Origin of the sequence: Brucella rhizosphaerae, assembly GCF_002252475.1 — a bacterium.
GTDB classification, from domain to species: Bacteria; Pseudomonadota; Alphaproteobacteria; order Rhizobiales; family Rhizobiaceae; genus Brucella; species Brucella rhizosphaerae.
This window is the reverse complement of the sequence record NZ_NNRK01000034.1, coordinates 45,652-61,501: the sequence shown is the minus strand read 5'-3', so window position 1 is coordinate 61,501 and position 15,850 is coordinate 45,652. Positions and strand designations below refer to the sequence as shown.

The following is a 15,850-nucleotide window of genomic DNA, read 5'->3' as shown; positions in this document are numbered from 1 at the left end:
CCTGATATATCGGTGCCGCTGCTTTCTTGGAAAAGCTCCCAGTTTCTTTTACCTGATCTATTCGCGTCAAACTGATGCGTTGAACAGGCATAACCAAGGTTCTCGCCGATACGATGCTTCTCTATCTGCGCTCTATCCTGTTCAATATCGCCTTCTATGTCGGCACTCTTGTGCAGATGATCCTCTATACGCCGTTCTATTTTCTGCTTCCCCGCAAGAAGGCCTGGATTGTTCCCAAAACCTGGGCCCGGGTTAATCTGTGGCTTCAAAAATATATAGCTGGCACCGATTATGTGATCGAAGGCCTCGAGAATATTCCTGAGGGCGCTTATATCGTAGCACCTAAGCATCAGTCCGCGTGGGACACCTATGCATTCCTGCCGCAGCTTGACGATCCGGTTTTGATCCTGAAACGCGAGCTGATGCGGATACCGCTCTTTGGCTGGTATGTCGCGAAGATGGAAATGATCCCGGTTGATCGTGGATCGCGCGTCAAGGCGCTGCATTCCATCACCAGGGGTGCCGAAAAAGCCATTTCCGAAGGTCGGCAGATACTGATCTATCCTGAGGGAACGCGCCGTTCACCCGGCGCGCCGCCACAGTATAAATACGGCATCGTGCATCTCTATGAAGCGCTGGATCTTCCGGTTCTTCCGATCGCGCACAATGCCGGGCTTTACTGGCCACGTCGTAAAATCCTGCGTTTCCCGGGGACCATCCGTTGCCGTGTGCTGCCGCTTATTCCGGCGGGACTCGAAAAGGAAGAATTCCTGCGTCGACTGATCGATACAACTGAAACGGCCTGTGATGAACTTCTGGTCGCAGCAAGTCGTGACACCAACGCACCACCCATGCCACCAACAGCTGTTCAACGGCTGAAAGAACTGGGTGAATAATCACTAAAACGAACATATAACCTGATCGCGCTCTATTCCATTCAAGAGAACGACAATTCGTCGCGTTTTATTGAACTTTCGTTTTTCTTGCACGGAAACATGAAACCCGTTATCAGAGCGCGACACGAAAGGACCCATCATGAATATTGATGCTATCTCGATTGGTAAAAATCCGCCAGAAGACATCAACGTAATCATCGAAGTGCCAGTTGGCGGACAGCCGATCAAGTACGAGATGGACAAAGAAGCTGGCGCCCTGATTGTGGACCGCTTTCTTTATACGCCGATGACCTATCCGGGCAATTATGGCTTCGTTCCGCATACGCTGTCAGAAGATGGCGATCCGATCGATGTTTTGGTCTGCAACACTCGTCCACTGATCCCAGGCTGCGTGATCAATTGCCGTCCAATCGGTGTTCTGGTCATGGAAGACAATTCAGGCAAGGATGAGAAGATCATCGCAGTTCCTTCGCCAAAACTGACGCAGCGCTATGAAAAGGTGCATGATTATTCCGATCTGCCGGAAATCACGCTCAAGCAGATTGCGCACTTCTTTGAGCACTACAAGGATCTGGAACCTGGCAAGTGGGTTAAGATCGGTGACTGGGGTGATGAAGATTACGCGCGCAAGTTCATCGTTGAAGCGATCGAACGCGCCAAGGGCAAGTAATCAGCCTTTGATGGTTCAGAGCGCCGATCAGATTGGTGTTCTGAACCTTTTATTTATAGCTGATCTTATCGTTCCTCGTTTCACTACGGTGGGATTATGCTCTGACAAAAACGCCCGGATTAAAATCCGGGCGTTTTTGTTTAATTGCTAATCGCTGTGTGTTTTACACCAGTGCGGGAAGCAGTGTCGTCCACATAAACTGGCGGATGAAGAAGATAATCAGCAGCACGACGATCGGCGAAATATCAATGCCACCGAGATTGGGCAGGATATTGCGGAGCGGGCGCAGAACCGGTTCAGTTACTTTGTAAAGAAACTCGCCGATGGCAGCGACAAAGCGATTGGAAGAATTGATCACGTTGAACGCATAGAGCCATGAGAAAACGGCACTAGCGATAATGATCCAAGTATAGATATCGAGCGCCAGATCAATGGTGCGGAACAATGCGATCATAAAGGTCTCCTTGGCAATCGGAGTGGCGCAGATCAAAAAATGACCTGGAAAGACCGCTCCAACCCTTTGAATCTCTGCATCGTATTGTCCAAAATCCAGTCAGGCTCCGGAGCGATGCTTTAGGCGAGATGTAGCGGTTGCTTTGGGCAAGAACAAGGGCAAGCCACGCAAGCAATGCAACTTTAATATCTCCCGCATCCCTGCACGAGAAAACAGTCAGATTCTGCTGCGTTTAAAACGCATGCTGGTCCCGAAACCGTTTCACTCTTTTTGAAATTTGCTCAGGCACCAATTTGTCGGCGATATTCGTCGGGCGTGACACCCATCAGTTTGCGGAACATAGCGATGAACGCCGATGCGCTTGCATAGCCAAGGTCAAGCGCCACATGTTCAACCTTCGCTCCACTTTCAAGCAGCGGCATCGCTTTAAGCGTTCTGAGACGCTGTTTCCATTCTGGAAAGCTCATACCGAGTTCCTGCTTGCAGCGCCGCATAAGCGTGCGTTCGGATGTATTGGCGATCTTTGCAAGATCGTGAAGGGTGCGATTATCGCCTGGATCGGTTTCCAGGATCGACAGGATTTTTTGAAGCGCAGGATCATTGCTGGAGGGGAGGTAAGACCCTGCACATGGGGCAATCGCCAGCTGGTCGAGCAATGTATGCAGCAGCCGTGTTTCCTGAGGGCGCTGTGGTTGCGATGGCTTCTTCATCCGCAGATGTTCGAGCATGGTGCGGATCAGTGGATCAAGGCTGAGCGCACAGGCCTTGGCTGGAAGATCGGCGCAAAGCTCTTCGCTCACATACAGCGAGCAGTAACAAACTTCCTGACGATTGAGGCCCTGATGCTCGATATGCGGAGGCAACCATATTCCATATTGCGGCGGGGCCAGCAGATGACTTTCGCCAATGCGCACTTCCATCACGCCGGTGAAAGAATAGACGAACTCACCCCAATGATGGCTATGCATAGGATAGCGTGCAGCCGGTGGCATACAGGCCGTTCGGAAGAACAGCGGCTCTGGCAATGCTTCGGTAAACGGTGGTTGATGCGTGGCTTCGAGGGTGATTACAGCCATTATGGCAATCTAGCGCTAAGGTTTGGCAGTTTCGAGCTATATGCTCTATACCCGACAAGCGTACATCAGTTGTTCGGATTAATCACGAGGATTCGGACAATGGAGCGAAAGCCCGTCGACACGCAGGCGTTTGGACTGATGCTCTTAGTCTGCATCAGCCTCGGCTTGCAGCAAGTGCTGCTGAAAATGACGGCTGCGGATATTTCACCATTGTTCCAGATCGCGCTGCGTTCGGGCGTAGGGGCTGCATTGATCGCCGCCGTCATGATCGTCCGGCGTGAAACACTGACAATTGCCAACGGAATCTGGAAACCGGGCTTGCTGGTCGGCTTGTTGTTTGCGCTTGAATACCTGTTTCTGGGTGAGGGGTTGCGATTAACCTCTGCTGCCCATGCTGTGGTTTTGCTCTATACGGCACCGCTGTTTGCAGCACTCGGCTTGCATGTTCTGGTTCCATCAGAGCGTCTGACGACGATCCAATGGGGCGGTATCGGTGTTGCCTTTGCCGGAATCGCCATTGCCTTCCTCGTTCGGGGTGAGGCGATGCATGGTGATCTCCACACTATGCTAGTTGGCGATGTCCTCTGTTTGCTTGCGGGAGCTGCGTGGGGAGCAACGACAGTTGTGGTTCGAGGATCGCGTCTTGCGGCGCTGCCAGCGAAACAGACCTTGCTCTATCAGCTTCTGACAGCCTTTGTGACCTTGTCTGTTGCCGCATTCCTGATGGGCCAGGCACAGATCAACTGGAACGGTATGGTGGTGGGAAGCTTTGCCTTTCAGGCTGTGATCGTGTCTTTCGCGGTGTTTCTGGTCTGGTTTCAGCTTCTGCGGATATATCGCGCGTCCCAATTGGGGTCGCTCTCTTTCATGACACCGATTTTCGGGGTGATTTTAGGTGCGGTTATTCTGGGCGAGCCTATCGAAACCAGTTTCGTTGTGGGCACGGTATTTGTCATAGCGGGCATTATGATCGTGAATGGCAAAGAGGCGCTGGTCGGTCACTTTCGTCGATACAGGCAGAGTTGATCAGGCTGCGTCGGGTTTCTGCTGGCTCACTTTGTTGCTGATCAGATCATTGACATGTTCCAATGCGTGATCACGCACACGCATATTGCGCAGATGCTCAAGCGTGTTGGAGACATAATCGACATTGGCACCGGAATCGCCCTGCGCAGACGCGACGATTACAGCAGCATCCTCGGCTTTGAGCGACCCCGCATATTGCGTGTGACGCCGGTCGGCAACATAGGTGACGGCTTGCACATCACGGCCATCGGCGAGGCGCAGTCGCAACCATTTTTCGTGATAGACGCGGTTGGACATTTCGCGCTCGCGCAAATAGACCATGACCTCATCGGTCATGTCGCCCGGGACACGGAAAGCGATGCCGAGGCAGGAGCCGCCAGTATCGAGACCAAGTACAAGGCCGGGATGGTCAGGCGTTCCGCGGTGGACATGGGAATAGATGCACAGACTGCGACGATATCCATGCAGGCGTGCGCGCATGGTTTCGACATGGGCAAAGCCGGGCCGCCACATTAGTGAGCCGTAACCAAATACCCAGAAGTCGTTCATTCGCTGATCGTCAGTGCGCCGTGTCATGATAGGAATCAATATAAGTTCAATTATGGCGAGTTTTTATTGGTAATCTCAGGATATCCCGTATTTTTTAATCGGTGAAACTTCACAAGACGCAATCTTGCCATAATATAGCCACCTGTTGGGGAGAGCAGAACAGACAATGATGGTTTGGGCTCTGAGATGCCCTGCGCTTTATCACCGCAACCAAGTATCTGATTGAAAGAGGCTTTTTCAATGGCGCATGCTGGAATTGAATCCAAGAAATCCAGAAAGCGCCCAATCACGATCGCCGTTATCGCTCTCGTGCTTATTGCAGCCTACACGGCTGGCTGGTTCTATGTTGCAGATAAGATCGAAACGCGCGCAAAGGCCGATATGGCCAAGCTTGCATCGCAGGGCGTCGGTGTTCAATGCGAAAACCTGCATACCGGCGGCTACCCACTGCGTGTGAATGTGATTTGTGCCAGTATTTCATGGCGCAAGCCTTCTGAAGGCATGTCATTGCGTGCCGGTCGCTTTACGTCCGGTTCTCCGGTCTATGCACCCCGTTCGCTGAGCAACGAAATATCCGGTCCGGCCTTTGTCGAGTTTCCCGGTATCCAGCCACTTGAAATCAATTGGAGCAAGTTTACCTCCAATACGCGTCTTGCCCGTCCATTTCCGACTGAGATCGAGTTGAATGCACGGGATCTGAGCGTCGGTGTACGTACGGAAACCACGACCACAGAACTGGTCAGCAAGCTTGAGCAGATGAATTTTCGCATGAGCAGCGAAGACGATCAGCTCAAGATCAATGGGCGTTTCGTGGCGCTCAGGCTCGAGCCCTATGTGATTGGCCATGCTAAAAGCCCGGAAATTGACGGGTTGGTCGATATAGCGATTGCCGACGCTGCCACCTTCCTTGCGCCAAGCCCGTCCCCGTTCAATGAACGGATGCGCGGTCATAGTGGTGTTATCAATCAGGCATTTCTGTCCATGCCAAATGGGGCGGTTCTTTCGATTGCCGGTCCGTTTGCAGTCGATCTGGAAGGCGAGGTTGATGCGGACCTCAAGGTCACGATGGTTAATCCACAATCCTTTGCGCAGGCCGGACAGACAGTTTTCCCTGAACAGGGAGGCAATATAGCCACCGTTCTTTTCGCTCTTTCCGCTATGCCGAAAGACGAAAACGGCAATCCCGTTATCGAAATTACCGTTCGCAAGGGTAGAGCCAGCGCTGGATTTATTCCGCTCGGTCGAGTGCCGAGCTTATAAGTTCAGATGCTTTATTTCTGTTCGCCCGGATGGGCGGCTGCCTGACGCCCAAAGTCTGGCGCATCAACTTCCTGACCCGCATCGATGATGCCTCGACGAACGGCGCGTGTACGGGTGAAGAGGTCAAACAGAGCCTCACCGTCACCCCAGCGGATTGAGCGCTGCAAGGATGCCAGATCTTCCGAGAACCGTGCGAGCATCTCAAGGATGGCGTCCTTGTTATGCAGGCAGACGTCACGCCACATGGTTGGATCGGAAGCAGCCAGGCGCGTGAAATCGCGGAAACCCGAAGCAGAATATTTGATGACTTCTGATTTCGTCACCTGTTCCAGATCACTGGCTGTGCCAACGATATTATAGGCGATGATATGCGGCAGATGCGAGACGATGGCCAGCACCAGATCGTGATGCTGTGGGTCCATCTGATCAAGACGCGAACCGCAAGCCGTCCAGAAGGCAGAAAGCTTGTCGATTGCCGCCTGATCGGTGTCGGGCAGGGGCGTGAGAATGCACCAGCGATTGGTGAAGAGCTCGGCAAAACCTGCATCAGGGCCGGAATATTCGGTCCCTGCCAGTGGATGCCCCGGAATGAAATGTACATTATCCGGCAGCTCCGGCTGCATCTGGGCAATGACCGACGCCTTTGTGGAGCCTACATCTGTGACGATAGCGCCGGGCTTCAGACTGCCTGCGATCTGCTTTGCAACGGTGCCCGACGAGCCGACCGGCACCGACACGATGACAAGATCAGCGTCTTTGACTGCTTCGGCACTATCGGTCGAATAGCTGTCGCCGAGGTTTAATTCCTCGGCGCGCTTAAGCGTTTCGGCACTGCGTGTGGCGATGGCGATATGATCGGCCAGGCCTTCGCGGCGGATGACACGCGCCAGCGATGAGCCAATAAGGCCGATACCGATGAGCGCAACTTTTTCAAAGTGGATCGTGGACATCGTCTTACTTCAAAAACTCGGTAAGAGCGGCCACAACCCCATGATTGGCTTCTTCTGTGCCTACTGTCATGCGCAGCGCATTGGGGAAGCCGTAGCCACCAACACGACGCAGAATATAGCCACGCTGTGAAAGCCACTCATCCGCCTTGTCTGCCGAATGTGCGGCATTGTCGGGGAAGTGCATCAGCAAAAAGTTTGTCACCGATGGCGTCACACGAAGCCCAAGCCTGGTGAATTCATCGGTCAGCCACGACAGCCACTTTTCGTTATACTCAACTGATTTTACGACATGGGCGCGGTCGCGAATTGCGGCAGCACCCGCAGCAATTGCCGCTGAGTTCATGTTGAAAGGACCTCGGATGCGATTGACTGCGTCGATGACGTGCAGTGGTGCATACATCCAGCCGATACGCAGACCCGGCAAGCCGTGTATCTTCGAGAAGGTGCGGGTCATGACGACATTTTCGTTTGACGATACCAGCTCAAGGCCGGCTTCGTAATCATTGCGTCGCACATATTCGGCATAGGCTGCATCAAGCACCAGCAGGACATGCCTGGGCAGACCGGCATGGAGGCGCCGCACTTCCTCAAATGGCAGATAGGTGCCGGTCGGGTTGGCAGGATTGGCGATGAAAACAATCCTGGTGCGTGGTGTAATTCCAGCAAGGATAGCATCGACATCGATGCGTTCGTCCTTTTCCTTGACGGTCACTGGTGTTGCGCCTGCACCCAGTGTTTGAATCTTGTAAACCGCAAAACCATGCTCGGTGATGATCGCTTCATCGCCCGGTGCCAGATAGGTCTGGCAGATAAGGCCGAGCAATTCGTCAGAGCCATTGCCGCAGAGAATGTTGCCGATGTTGAGGCCCTGAGATTCAGCGATTGCTTCGCGCAGCGCTATGGCCTGACCGTCGGGATATGTCGCGAGCTGATCGGCCCAGTGTCGATAGGCCTCGACCGCATGTGGGCTGGGACCGACCGGAGTCTCGTTTGAGGAGAGCTTATAGACCTTAGCGACGCCTTCAACATGTTCCTTGCCGGGCACATAGGCTGCGATATCGAGCAGGCCTGTCTTGGGCTGGGGACGGGAGGGTGTCTGCATATTGGTCATGATTTTGGCTCCGCCAAAAGGACTGAGTTTAGGGTTACGCAGCGGGCATAAACCGCTGTCGCGTTCAAGTCGAGAGAAACCTTACTGTGAAGGGCTGCAGCATTATTTTTTGGGTTCTTTTGACGCGGTTTTTCTCAAGCCGCTCAGCGGCGAACCATGGGGTGCAAGCACAGGCACAAATACACGTCGCGAGGAGCGCTGGGCGACAGGCAGCCCCTGATAGAGCCGCTTCTGCGCTTCGACCACCAATACGCCTGAAAAAAGCGGCCAGAGCTTACGCCCCACGCCCTCAACCGCCATGCAGGGCCGCATCATCCAGCGACGTTTCACAGGTGGGAAATGCAGCGCATTGCTGACGATATTCACGGTGAAGTTGGCTTCGCGCAGCAAAGCCGTGAGCTGTGTACGGCTATAGGGGCGACCGCTTCCAAACGGTGTCCGGTCGAGACGTGCCCAGACGCCACGCCGGTTTGGCACGACGATCACCAGCCTGCCATTAGGCGCAAGCACCCGCCACATCTCTTTCAGCGTTTCAGCAGCATTTTCCGCATATTCGAGAGCGTGGACCATCAGAATGCGGTCGATGGAGGAATCAGGCAAAGGCAATTCTTCATCGAAAACCAAAGCCGTCGCCGATTTGTCCGGCGAGGGCCATGCAATCGCACCTTGTCCGGCAGGCATGAAAGCAAAGCTGCGTTCGGTATCTGCACTGAAACGATCCAGATAGGGCAGGCTATAGCCAAGACCGACAAGTCGCTCGCCCGGCACACGTCCCCATAGTGCAGCGAGTGCCATACGGATGGAGCGCTCGGTCAGGTGACCAAGTGTTGTGTCGTAAAAGGAGCGCAGTTCGATAATATCTGGATGCATGATGGCCACGCTATAACAAATCAATGTAATGGCAAATGATTATGCTGCCTTTGATTGTTCTGGAAGAGGGCAATCCAAAATGGTGCAATTCTGAGAAAGCATGATATAGAGCGTGCCTTTCAAAGCCATGTGAGGCTTATTTAGCAGGAGAAGCGGCAGATGCCTGAAGTCGGCGGCAAAACAATCGATGTGCTGTTCAGCTCGGAAGAAATTGCCGCGCGCAATCTGGAGCTTGCGAAAGACATCGCCGGACACAAGTTTCATAATCTGCTGACAATTTCGATCCTCAAAGGTTCGTTCATTTTCGCAGCCGATCTCATTCGTGCAATGCATGATGCCGGTGTTGAACCCGATGTCGAATTCATCACCGTTTCGAGCTATGGCAAAGGCACGACCAGTACAGAAGTGCGTTTGTTGCGCGATATCGACAGCGATGTTCGTGATCGTGATGTGCTTCTGATCGACGATATTCTCGAATCGGGCAAGACGCTCAAATTCGTGCGCGAACTGATGATCGAACGCGGTGCGCGTAGTGTCAGCATTGCCGTATTGCTCGACAAGAGCGTGCGTCGCAAGGTTGATCTTAATGCAGATTTCGTTGCCTTTGAATGCCCTGACTATTTTGTCGTCGGCTACGGCATGGACGTAGCGCATTCGTTCCGCCAGTTGCCCTATGTGGGCCATGTGAAGGACTAACCGCGATATTGAGCTTCTGACGGCGTGCAAATGGCAGCTTTGCTGCGCTTGCGTTGCTCATGTACCCAAAAGTACACTGCGCTTAGGCTCTCGCAAATCACCATTTTCGGCGCGTTCTAACCAAAATTTCCCGCGGCTATCAGCATATGTCGGAATCAAAGGGACCACTGGCACGTTTATGAATCTGGTGGATTTTCGAATTTGACGTTTGAAACAGCCTTTGTGTCGGCCGGGATTCAAACGTCAAATTTAATCCACTAGTCGAACTGCAACAGGCGCTGGAGATATTCTTTTTCCATCTGTGGCGTCAATGCATTGCCAAGCTTGCGGCGGATTTCATCGAGAATTTCGCGGGCGCGCTGAATATCGATTTCGCCCGGAATTTTGACGTCATCGCCATTTGACATGCCGTTGCTGCCTTGCTGGCGTCCAAGCGGGTCACGTCCGGTCTGGCCATTCTGTCCGCTTTGTCCCTGACCTTGCTCTCCCATAGCCTGCTGCATTTGCTTCATCATATCGCGGCCACCACGGCGAAGCGCATCAAGTGCGCTGCCCTGCTGGTCACTTGCTTCCGAACCCTCGCTGCGGCCAAGCGCATCGGCGGCATTGCCCATTGATTTTCCTGCGTCGGAGAAATCCTGATTGGGGTCTATGCCCATGCCCTTGAGGTCTTCATTAAACTTCTGCAATTCCTGCTGGAGCTGTTGTTGCTGCTGTTGAAGCTTGCGCATGGCCTCCGCCATTTCAGACGGCGTGCCATTCTGCTGGCCATTTTGCTGCGATTGGCCCTGCTGCGATTCACCTGGACCCATAGAGCCATCATCGCCGGGCATCTGGTCTTCTTCGCCAAACTCGCCTTCGCTGTTATTATATTGCTGCTGCATCTTCTGATCGAGATTGAAGGTCTCATTCATCATCTGCTGCTGACGACGCATCAGATCGCCAAGCTTGTTCATCTGCTGCTGCATCTGATTGGCCTGACCCTGGCCCTGACCCTGGCCTTGCTGGCCCGGTTGCGCCTGCTGGCCCATCTGCAGATTGTTCATCATATCCTGCAATTGCGAAAGAAGCTGTTCCGCTTGATCACGTGATCCCTGACGTGCCAGATTTTCGATCTGGTCCATCATACGCTGCAAGTCCTTTTCGGTCAGCACACGTGCATTTGGATCGACGGGTGTATTACGCGCATTGGGATTTTGCTGCTGACGCTGGGCAAATTCACGCAGGAAATCCTGCATTGCCTTGCGCAGCTCTGCGGAAAGTTTCGCAATTTCTTCCTGCGAAGCGCCATTCTGCAAAGCGTTGCGCAGGGCTTCCTGTGCCTGACGCAGACGCTTCTCGGCTGCCGACAAATTGCCGTCTTCAATGCCTAGTGCGACCTGCCACATATAATCAGCCGTATCGCGCAATGCATCATCACCGGTTGCCAGACGAAGCCGCGTGCGGATTGTCACAAGGCCGAGAAAATGAGCGTTGTTCTTGATCGTTTCTTCCGGGCGCAGCATGAGCGCTGAAAGCATGTCACGGACATGGTCACGCTGCGTGCCGTCGAAAGCGAGGATCCGGCGTTGCTCCACAACCGCTTTTGCAAGCGGATTGGAGAAAGGCCGTTCCGGCAGCTTCATGACCTTGGTTTCGCTGCGTCCGGTTTTGCCATTTGCATCGGTCACGACGAGCGTAAGCGCTACTTCCTGACCAGCCCATGGATGTTCTGTCAGGTCTTTGGCTGTGGTCGCCTCTTTTGTTCCCCGACGCGGCAACGCTAGTGGCAGGTCCGGCGCATCGTAAAGCGGAGCGACTTCCTCATCCTCGTGGTCCATATCGAGCGGAACGATTTCGCCATAGGCTTTGGCCGGTCCATAATCGTCGGTGATTTCATAGGCAAGCTGCAAAGTGCCATTCAGCGCATGGCCTGGTTCTTTGGTGAAACGAATGGTCGGCGCATTATCCGGCGTAACGGCAAAGGTCCAGCGTGCATCGGTGCCGGACAGGGTCACTGTCTGATCCTGCTGCAGATCATAACGGAAGTTACGGCTGCCATCGACGATAGCCTGTTGCTCAGGCTGCTGCTCTGCCGCTGTTTCTTCACCATCTTTTGGTGTACTCTGCGGAGCGACAGGCTGTATCTCGCTGCGATGACCGGTCGGATCTGTTGTCGTCAGTCGTTCTGAACTGCCGCCAATAACCCGGATATTGACAATACTGCCTTGCGGAACCGTAATCGGCTTTCCGACATTTGCTTCATCAATCGTTGTGCTTAGAAACACGGGCGCCCGTCCGGTATAGCGCGGTGGGGTTACCCATGCATCGATGCGGGTGACAGCCGTTGCCTTGCCTGCACGCAGGTGAAAGGCATCGGCAATACGCCCACTATTGGGACTAAGGCTATAGGCGAATGCAGTGACAAAAAGCAGAGCAACAATTGCACGTAAAGCAAACGGATCACGTTCCGGAATATGCGGACGTGGCAAGCCCGATTGCAGGTTTTTCAGGCGCTCGGCCATACGGCGCTTGTGTTCTTGCCAGAGAGCGACTGCGAAAGGATCGTTGCTGCCAGTCGCCATTTTCCCGGTTTGGACTGCCAGTGGCTCGTGGATCAGACCGTTCACGTCCTCAATACGAGCCGTGATGTCGTCTTCATTGGGAAGGCGGAAACGGAATGGCAGATAAAGGGCAACAAGGCCGGCAAGGGCAAAGAGCCCAAGCACACCAAGATGCAACCAGCGTGGCATAAGCGTAAAAAGCCCAAGCCAGCTCAGGCTTGCAAAAAGGGCAATCAGCAGAATCAGTGGAAGCACAAGAGGCCAGAGCCTCTCAAAGCTGATGGTCAGAAAGCTTTGCAGGTGAAGGCGGCGCAAAGCGGCACCTTCGCCGGAAAACAGGCGGAAAAACGCATCGCGCTTGCGGATTGGCAAGTCTTTGCTGTCTTTTCTCTGCTGTATCATCTGGACTTTCTGATGCGTGTTCCAGTTACGAGTAACGCTTAGGATAACACGCATCATGGCAAAGACGAGGCTTTGACCGGATTTTTAAAGCATAATCCGATCAAAGTGGAACAAGGATCGATCAGACTATGCTTCAAATGAGACTAGAGCCAGTCGGGCACGGAATCGAGGGCAAGCAGCTCTTCATAGGTCCGGCGCGGACGGATGACGTGATAACGATCACCATCCACCAACACTTCCGGGATCAGAAGGCGGCTATTGTAGGTGCTCGATAGCACGGCGCCATAAGCGCCTGTCGTGCAGACTGCAATCAGATCGCCCGGAGCGGGCTTTGCCACTTCCCGGTCCAGGCCGAGATAATCGCCGGTTTCGCAGACAGGGCCGACAAAATCGGCGCGAATGCGCGGGCTGTTATCCTGCGTTTCCTTAACCGGTTTGATGTCGTGGAAAGCTTCATAAAGCGTGGGGCGAATGAGATCGTTCATCGCCGCATCGACGATGACAAAGTTCTTGGCGTCGCCTTCCTTCACAAAAATCACTTCCGTGACGAGCAAACCAGCATTGCCGACAATCAGTCGGCCCGGCTCGAATACGGTTTTCAGGCCAAGCGGTTTGATGTGTTTAGCGACGATTTCCGCATAGGCTACAGGCAACGGCGGCGGGTTGTTATCGGTGCGATAAGGAATGCCCAAGCCGCCACCGACATCGACATGGCGGATATTGTGACCGTCGGCCTGCAATTCCTTCACGATCTGTGCCATCAGCGCAAAAGCGTTGTCGAAAGGCTCTAAATCGATGATCTGGCTGCCGATATGCATATCGATACCGACGACGTCAATTCCGGGCAGGCTGGCAGCTCGTGCATAGGCCTGACGGGCTTTTACGCGTGGAATGCCGAACTTGTTTTCGGATTTGCCAGTTGAGATTTTGGCGTGTGTCTTTGCATCGACATCGGGATTGATGCGCAAGGACACAGAGGCAACCTTGCCAGCCTTGACCGCGCGGGAGGACAGGATTTCCAGCTCGGGTTCGGATTCGACATTGAAGCAATAGATGCCTGCTTCCAGTGCAAAATCCATTTCATGCGGAGTTTTGCCGACACCGGAAAACACGATCTTGTTTGCCGGAATACCTGCGGCCAGCGCACGGCGAATTTCGCCTTCCGAAACCGTGTCAGCACCGGCGCCAAGCTTGGCGAGGATTTTAAGAACTGCCAGATTGGAATTGGCTTTCAGCGCATAGGTCACCAGCGTTTCCATATCCGCAAAAGCTTCGCTGAAGACGCGGAAATGGCGCTCGATGGTGGCGCGGGAGTAGACGTAGAAAGGCGTGCCGACCTCTTTAGCGATTTCAGGCAAGCTCACATTTTCAGCGTGGAGAACGCCGTTGCGATATTCAAAATGATTCACGGGAAACAGTCCCTGCTTGATCAGAGATTAGAGCACAATCTGACCGGAGTGAAACGAGGATCGATAAGATTATGCTCAAGTAAAAGACTTTAGAGCGGCGATCTGGTGAAATCAGATCGAAACGCGCTTTAAAGTATCTTGTCGAGTATGAAGGGCTTGTCTTCCTTCGGTTTCTCGACCGTGCGGCCCTGATCATTGGTGATCATCTGGGCAGGCGGTGGCTCAAGTGGGCCTTTTCGTCCGCAAGCAGCAAGGGTGGCTGCAAGGGCTACGATAAGAAGCACGGAAGAAGTGGCGGAGCGGCCTGTCATCAGCTTTGTTTCCCGGAATTTGTCCTATGGGTCAGGTCTAACCCAAAATATCTAAAAGTGAAATCACTCCTTCACGAGTGATCTCACTAAGATCGCATGGCTGAGAGCGATTCCAGTTAAGATGGAGTCGCTGGAACCGCTTTGTCTGTTTGTCTTTACGCATTATCAAACGCAGCACCGCTTCGCACTTTTGCTGGAAATGCTTATGCCTTGGTGATGCGCTTTTTCCAGTAACGGATCTGGCGGCGTACTTCCTGTGGTGCGGTTCCGCCGAAGGACTGGCGGCTCTTGACCGACTTCTCAACTGTCAGATAACCGAAGATCGCATCGGTAATGCCCGGATTGATCGATTGCAGCTCTTCGAGCGAAAGCTTCGAGAGATCGACCTTTTTGCTTTCAGCCAGAGCCACGGCGCGGCCAGTGACATGGTGGGCATCGCGGAAAGGAAGACCGAGTTCACGCACCAGCCAGTCAGCAAGATCGGTTGCGGTTGAGTAACCGGAACCGGCGGCTTTCTTCATCGAAGCAACATTGATCGTCAGGTCGCGTACCATGCCGCTCATTGCAGCGATTGCAAGTTCCAGATTTTCGGCAGTGTCGAAAACCTGTTCCTTGTCTTCCTGCATATCCTTGGAATAAGCGAGCGGCAGCCCCTTCATGATGGTGAGAAGAGCAACGAGCGAACCGTTGATACGGCCTGTCTTGGCGCGTACCAGTTCTGCTGCATCCGGGTTTTTCTTCTGCGGCATGATCGACGAGCCGGTCGAAAAGGCATCGGACAGGCGCACGAAATTGAACTGCGGTGTCGACCAGATGACGATTTCTTCAGCCAAACGCGAAAGATGACCGGCGCAAATTGCGGCAAGCGATAGGAATTCGAGCGCATAGTCGCGATCCGAAACGCTGTCGAGTGAATTGCGGGTTGGTTCACGGAAACCAAGAGCTTCGGCAGTCATGTGACGGTCGATCGGGAAGCCGGTGCCCGCGAGTGCTGCTGCACCCAATGGTGATTCGTCCATGCGTTCGATAGCGTCACGAACGCGGGAAAGGTCGCGGCCAAACATTTCGACATAAGCCATGCAATGATGGCCGAAAGTCACGGGCTGCGCGGTCTGAAGATGCGTGAAGCCCGGCATGACGGTGGCAGCATGTTCTTCAGCGCGCTCAAGGAAGGCTTCAATCAGGCCTTTGAGTGCTACTGCAGTCTTCTGCATCTCCCGCTTGACCCAGAGGCGGAAATCGACAGCAACCTGATCGTTGCGCGAGCGGGCCGTATGCAGGCGTCCGGCGGATGCGCCAATAAGGTCGGCAAGGCGCGCTTCGATATTCATATGAATGTCTTCGAGCTTGCGCGAGAAGGTGAATTTGCCGTCCTCAATTTCCTTGAGGATGGTTTTCAGTCCTTCTTCAATCTTTTTATGGTCTTCTGCCGCAATGATGCCAGTCTTTGCAAGCATGGCAGCATGGGCGAGTGAGCCCTGAATATCCTGCGCATAGAGCTTGCGGTCAAAGCCAATCGATGCATTGATCTCTTCCATGATCGCATCGGGCCCTGAGGCAAAACGGCCGCCCCACATCTGATTGCTTGATTTTTGTTCGCTCATGCTCGTATGCCTCGGATGCAATG

General features: G+C 53.6%; 15 protein-coding genes. 5 read left to right on the top strand and 10 right to left on the bottom strand.

Annotated features, from left to right (window positions below):
• Positions 1–113 precede the first annotated feature (113 nt).
• Together CEV32_RS17385 and ppa are read left to right on the top strand one after the other, a co-directional pair.
• Positions 114–896, top strand: a complete 783-nt coding sequence (locus CEV32_RS17385) for a lysophospholipid acyltransferase family protein (RefSeq protein WP_094578383.1) — start codon at positions 114–116, stop codon at positions 894–896.
• 139 nt (positions 897–1,035) lie between these two features.
• Positions 1,036–1,566, top strand: a complete 531-nt coding sequence (ppa, locus tag CEV32_RS17380) for an inorganic diphosphatase (RefSeq protein ID WP_094578382.1) — start codon at positions 1,036–1,038, stop codon at positions 1,564–1,566.
• 163 nt (positions 1,567–1,729) lie between these two features.
• Here the strand turns inward: ppa and CEV32_RS17375 are convergent, their stop codons facing one another.
• Positions 1,730–2,020, bottom strand: coding sequence for a YggT family protein (locus CEV32_RS17375; protein ID WP_094578381.1), 291 nt, complete (start codon positions 2,018–2,020; stop codon positions 1,730–1,732).
• Positions 2,021–2,301: 281 nt separating this feature from the next.
• On the bottom strand, positions 2,302–3,096 hold the full coding sequence (locus tag CEV32_RS17370; protein WP_094578380.1) for an AraC family transcriptional regulator: 795 nt from the start codon (positions 3,094–3,096) through the stop codon (positions 2,302–2,304).
• A 99-nt stretch (positions 3,097–3,195) separates the two neighbouring features.
• Here CEV32_RS17370 and CEV32_RS17365 point away from each other — a divergent pair, with 99 nt between their 5' ends.
• Entirely contained in the window at positions 3,196–4,122 is a 927-nt protein-coding gene (locus tag CEV32_RS17365; protein ID WP_094578379.1) for a DMT family transporter, read from the top strand.
• Here the strand turns inward: CEV32_RS17365 and CEV32_RS17360 are convergent, their stop codons facing one another.
• On the bottom strand, positions 4,123–4,698 hold the full coding sequence (locus CEV32_RS17360) for a gamma-glutamylcyclotransferase (protein ID WP_094578378.1): 576 nt from the start codon (positions 4,696–4,698) through the stop codon (positions 4,123–4,125). It lies immediately after the preceding gene.
• 213 nt (positions 4,699–4,911) lie between these two features.
• Here CEV32_RS17360 and CEV32_RS17355 point away from each other — a divergent pair, with 213 nt between their 5' ends.
• On the top strand, positions 4,912–5,931 hold the full coding sequence (locus CEV32_RS17355; RefSeq protein WP_094578377.1) for a DUF2125 domain-containing protein: 1,020 nt from the start codon (positions 4,912–4,914) through the stop codon (positions 5,929–5,931).
• Between the two features lie 11 nt (positions 5,932–5,942).
• Here CEV32_RS17355 and CEV32_RS17350 read toward each other — a convergent pair whose 3' ends face one another.
• The 3 genes from CEV32_RS17350 to CEV32_RS17340 all read right to left on the bottom strand — a co-directional run bounded on the left by CEV32_RS17350 (position 5,943) and on the right by CEV32_RS17340 (position 8,862).
• Positions 5,943–6,881 (bottom strand): prephenate/arogenate dehydrogenase family protein, encoded by a 939-nt coding sequence (locus CEV32_RS17350; protein ID WP_094578376.1) that lies wholly within the window; start codon positions 6,879–6,881, stop codon positions 5,943–5,945.
• Between the two features lie 4 nt (positions 6,882–6,885).
• Entirely contained in the window at positions 6,886–7,992 is a 1,107-nt protein-coding gene (hisC, locus tag CEV32_RS17345; protein WP_094578375.1) for a histidinol-phosphate transaminase, read from the bottom strand.
• A 102-nt stretch (positions 7,993–8,094) separates the two neighbouring features.
• Complete coding sequence (locus CEV32_RS17340) at positions 8,095–8,862, bottom strand: class I SAM-dependent methyltransferase (protein ID WP_094579145.1); 768 nt, start codon at positions 8,860–8,862, stop codon at positions 8,095–8,097.
• A 159-nt stretch (positions 8,863–9,021) separates the two neighbouring features.
• Between CEV32_RS17340 and hpt the strand changes: the two genes are divergently transcribed.
• Complete coding sequence (gene hpt, locus CEV32_RS17335; RefSeq protein ID WP_094578374.1) at positions 9,022–9,558, top strand: hypoxanthine phosphoribosyltransferase; 537 nt, start codon at positions 9,022–9,024, stop codon at positions 9,556–9,558.
• Positions 9,559–9,815: 257 nt separating this feature from the next.
• Here the strand turns inward: hpt and CEV32_RS17330 are convergent, their stop codons facing one another.
• The 4 genes from CEV32_RS17330 to argH all read right to left on the bottom strand — a co-directional run bounded on the left by CEV32_RS17330 (position 9,816) and on the right by argH (position 15,827).
• Positions 9,816–12,503: a TIGR02302 family protein gene (locus CEV32_RS17330; RefSeq protein WP_094578373.1), complete on the bottom strand. Its 2,688-nt coding sequence runs from the start codon at positions 12,501–12,503 to the stop codon at positions 9,816–9,818.
• 143 nt (positions 12,504–12,646) lie between these two features.
• Positions 12,647–13,912, bottom strand: coding sequence for a diaminopimelate decarboxylase (gene lysA / locus CEV32_RS17325; protein WP_094578372.1), 1,266 nt, complete (start codon positions 13,910–13,912; stop codon positions 12,647–12,649).
• 128 nt (positions 13,913–14,040) lie between these two features.
• Positions 14,041–14,223: an LPS translocon maturation chaperone LptM gene (gene lptM / locus CEV32_RS17320; RefSeq protein WP_094578371.1), complete on the bottom strand. Its 183-nt coding sequence runs from the start codon at positions 14,221–14,223 to the stop codon at positions 14,041–14,043.
• Positions 14,224–14,426: 203 nt separating this feature from the next.
• Entirely contained in the window at positions 14,427–15,827 is a 1,401-nt protein-coding gene (argH, locus tag CEV32_RS17315) for an argininosuccinate lyase (protein ID WP_094578370.1), read from the bottom strand.
• Positions 15,828–15,850: the final 23 nt, after the last annotated feature.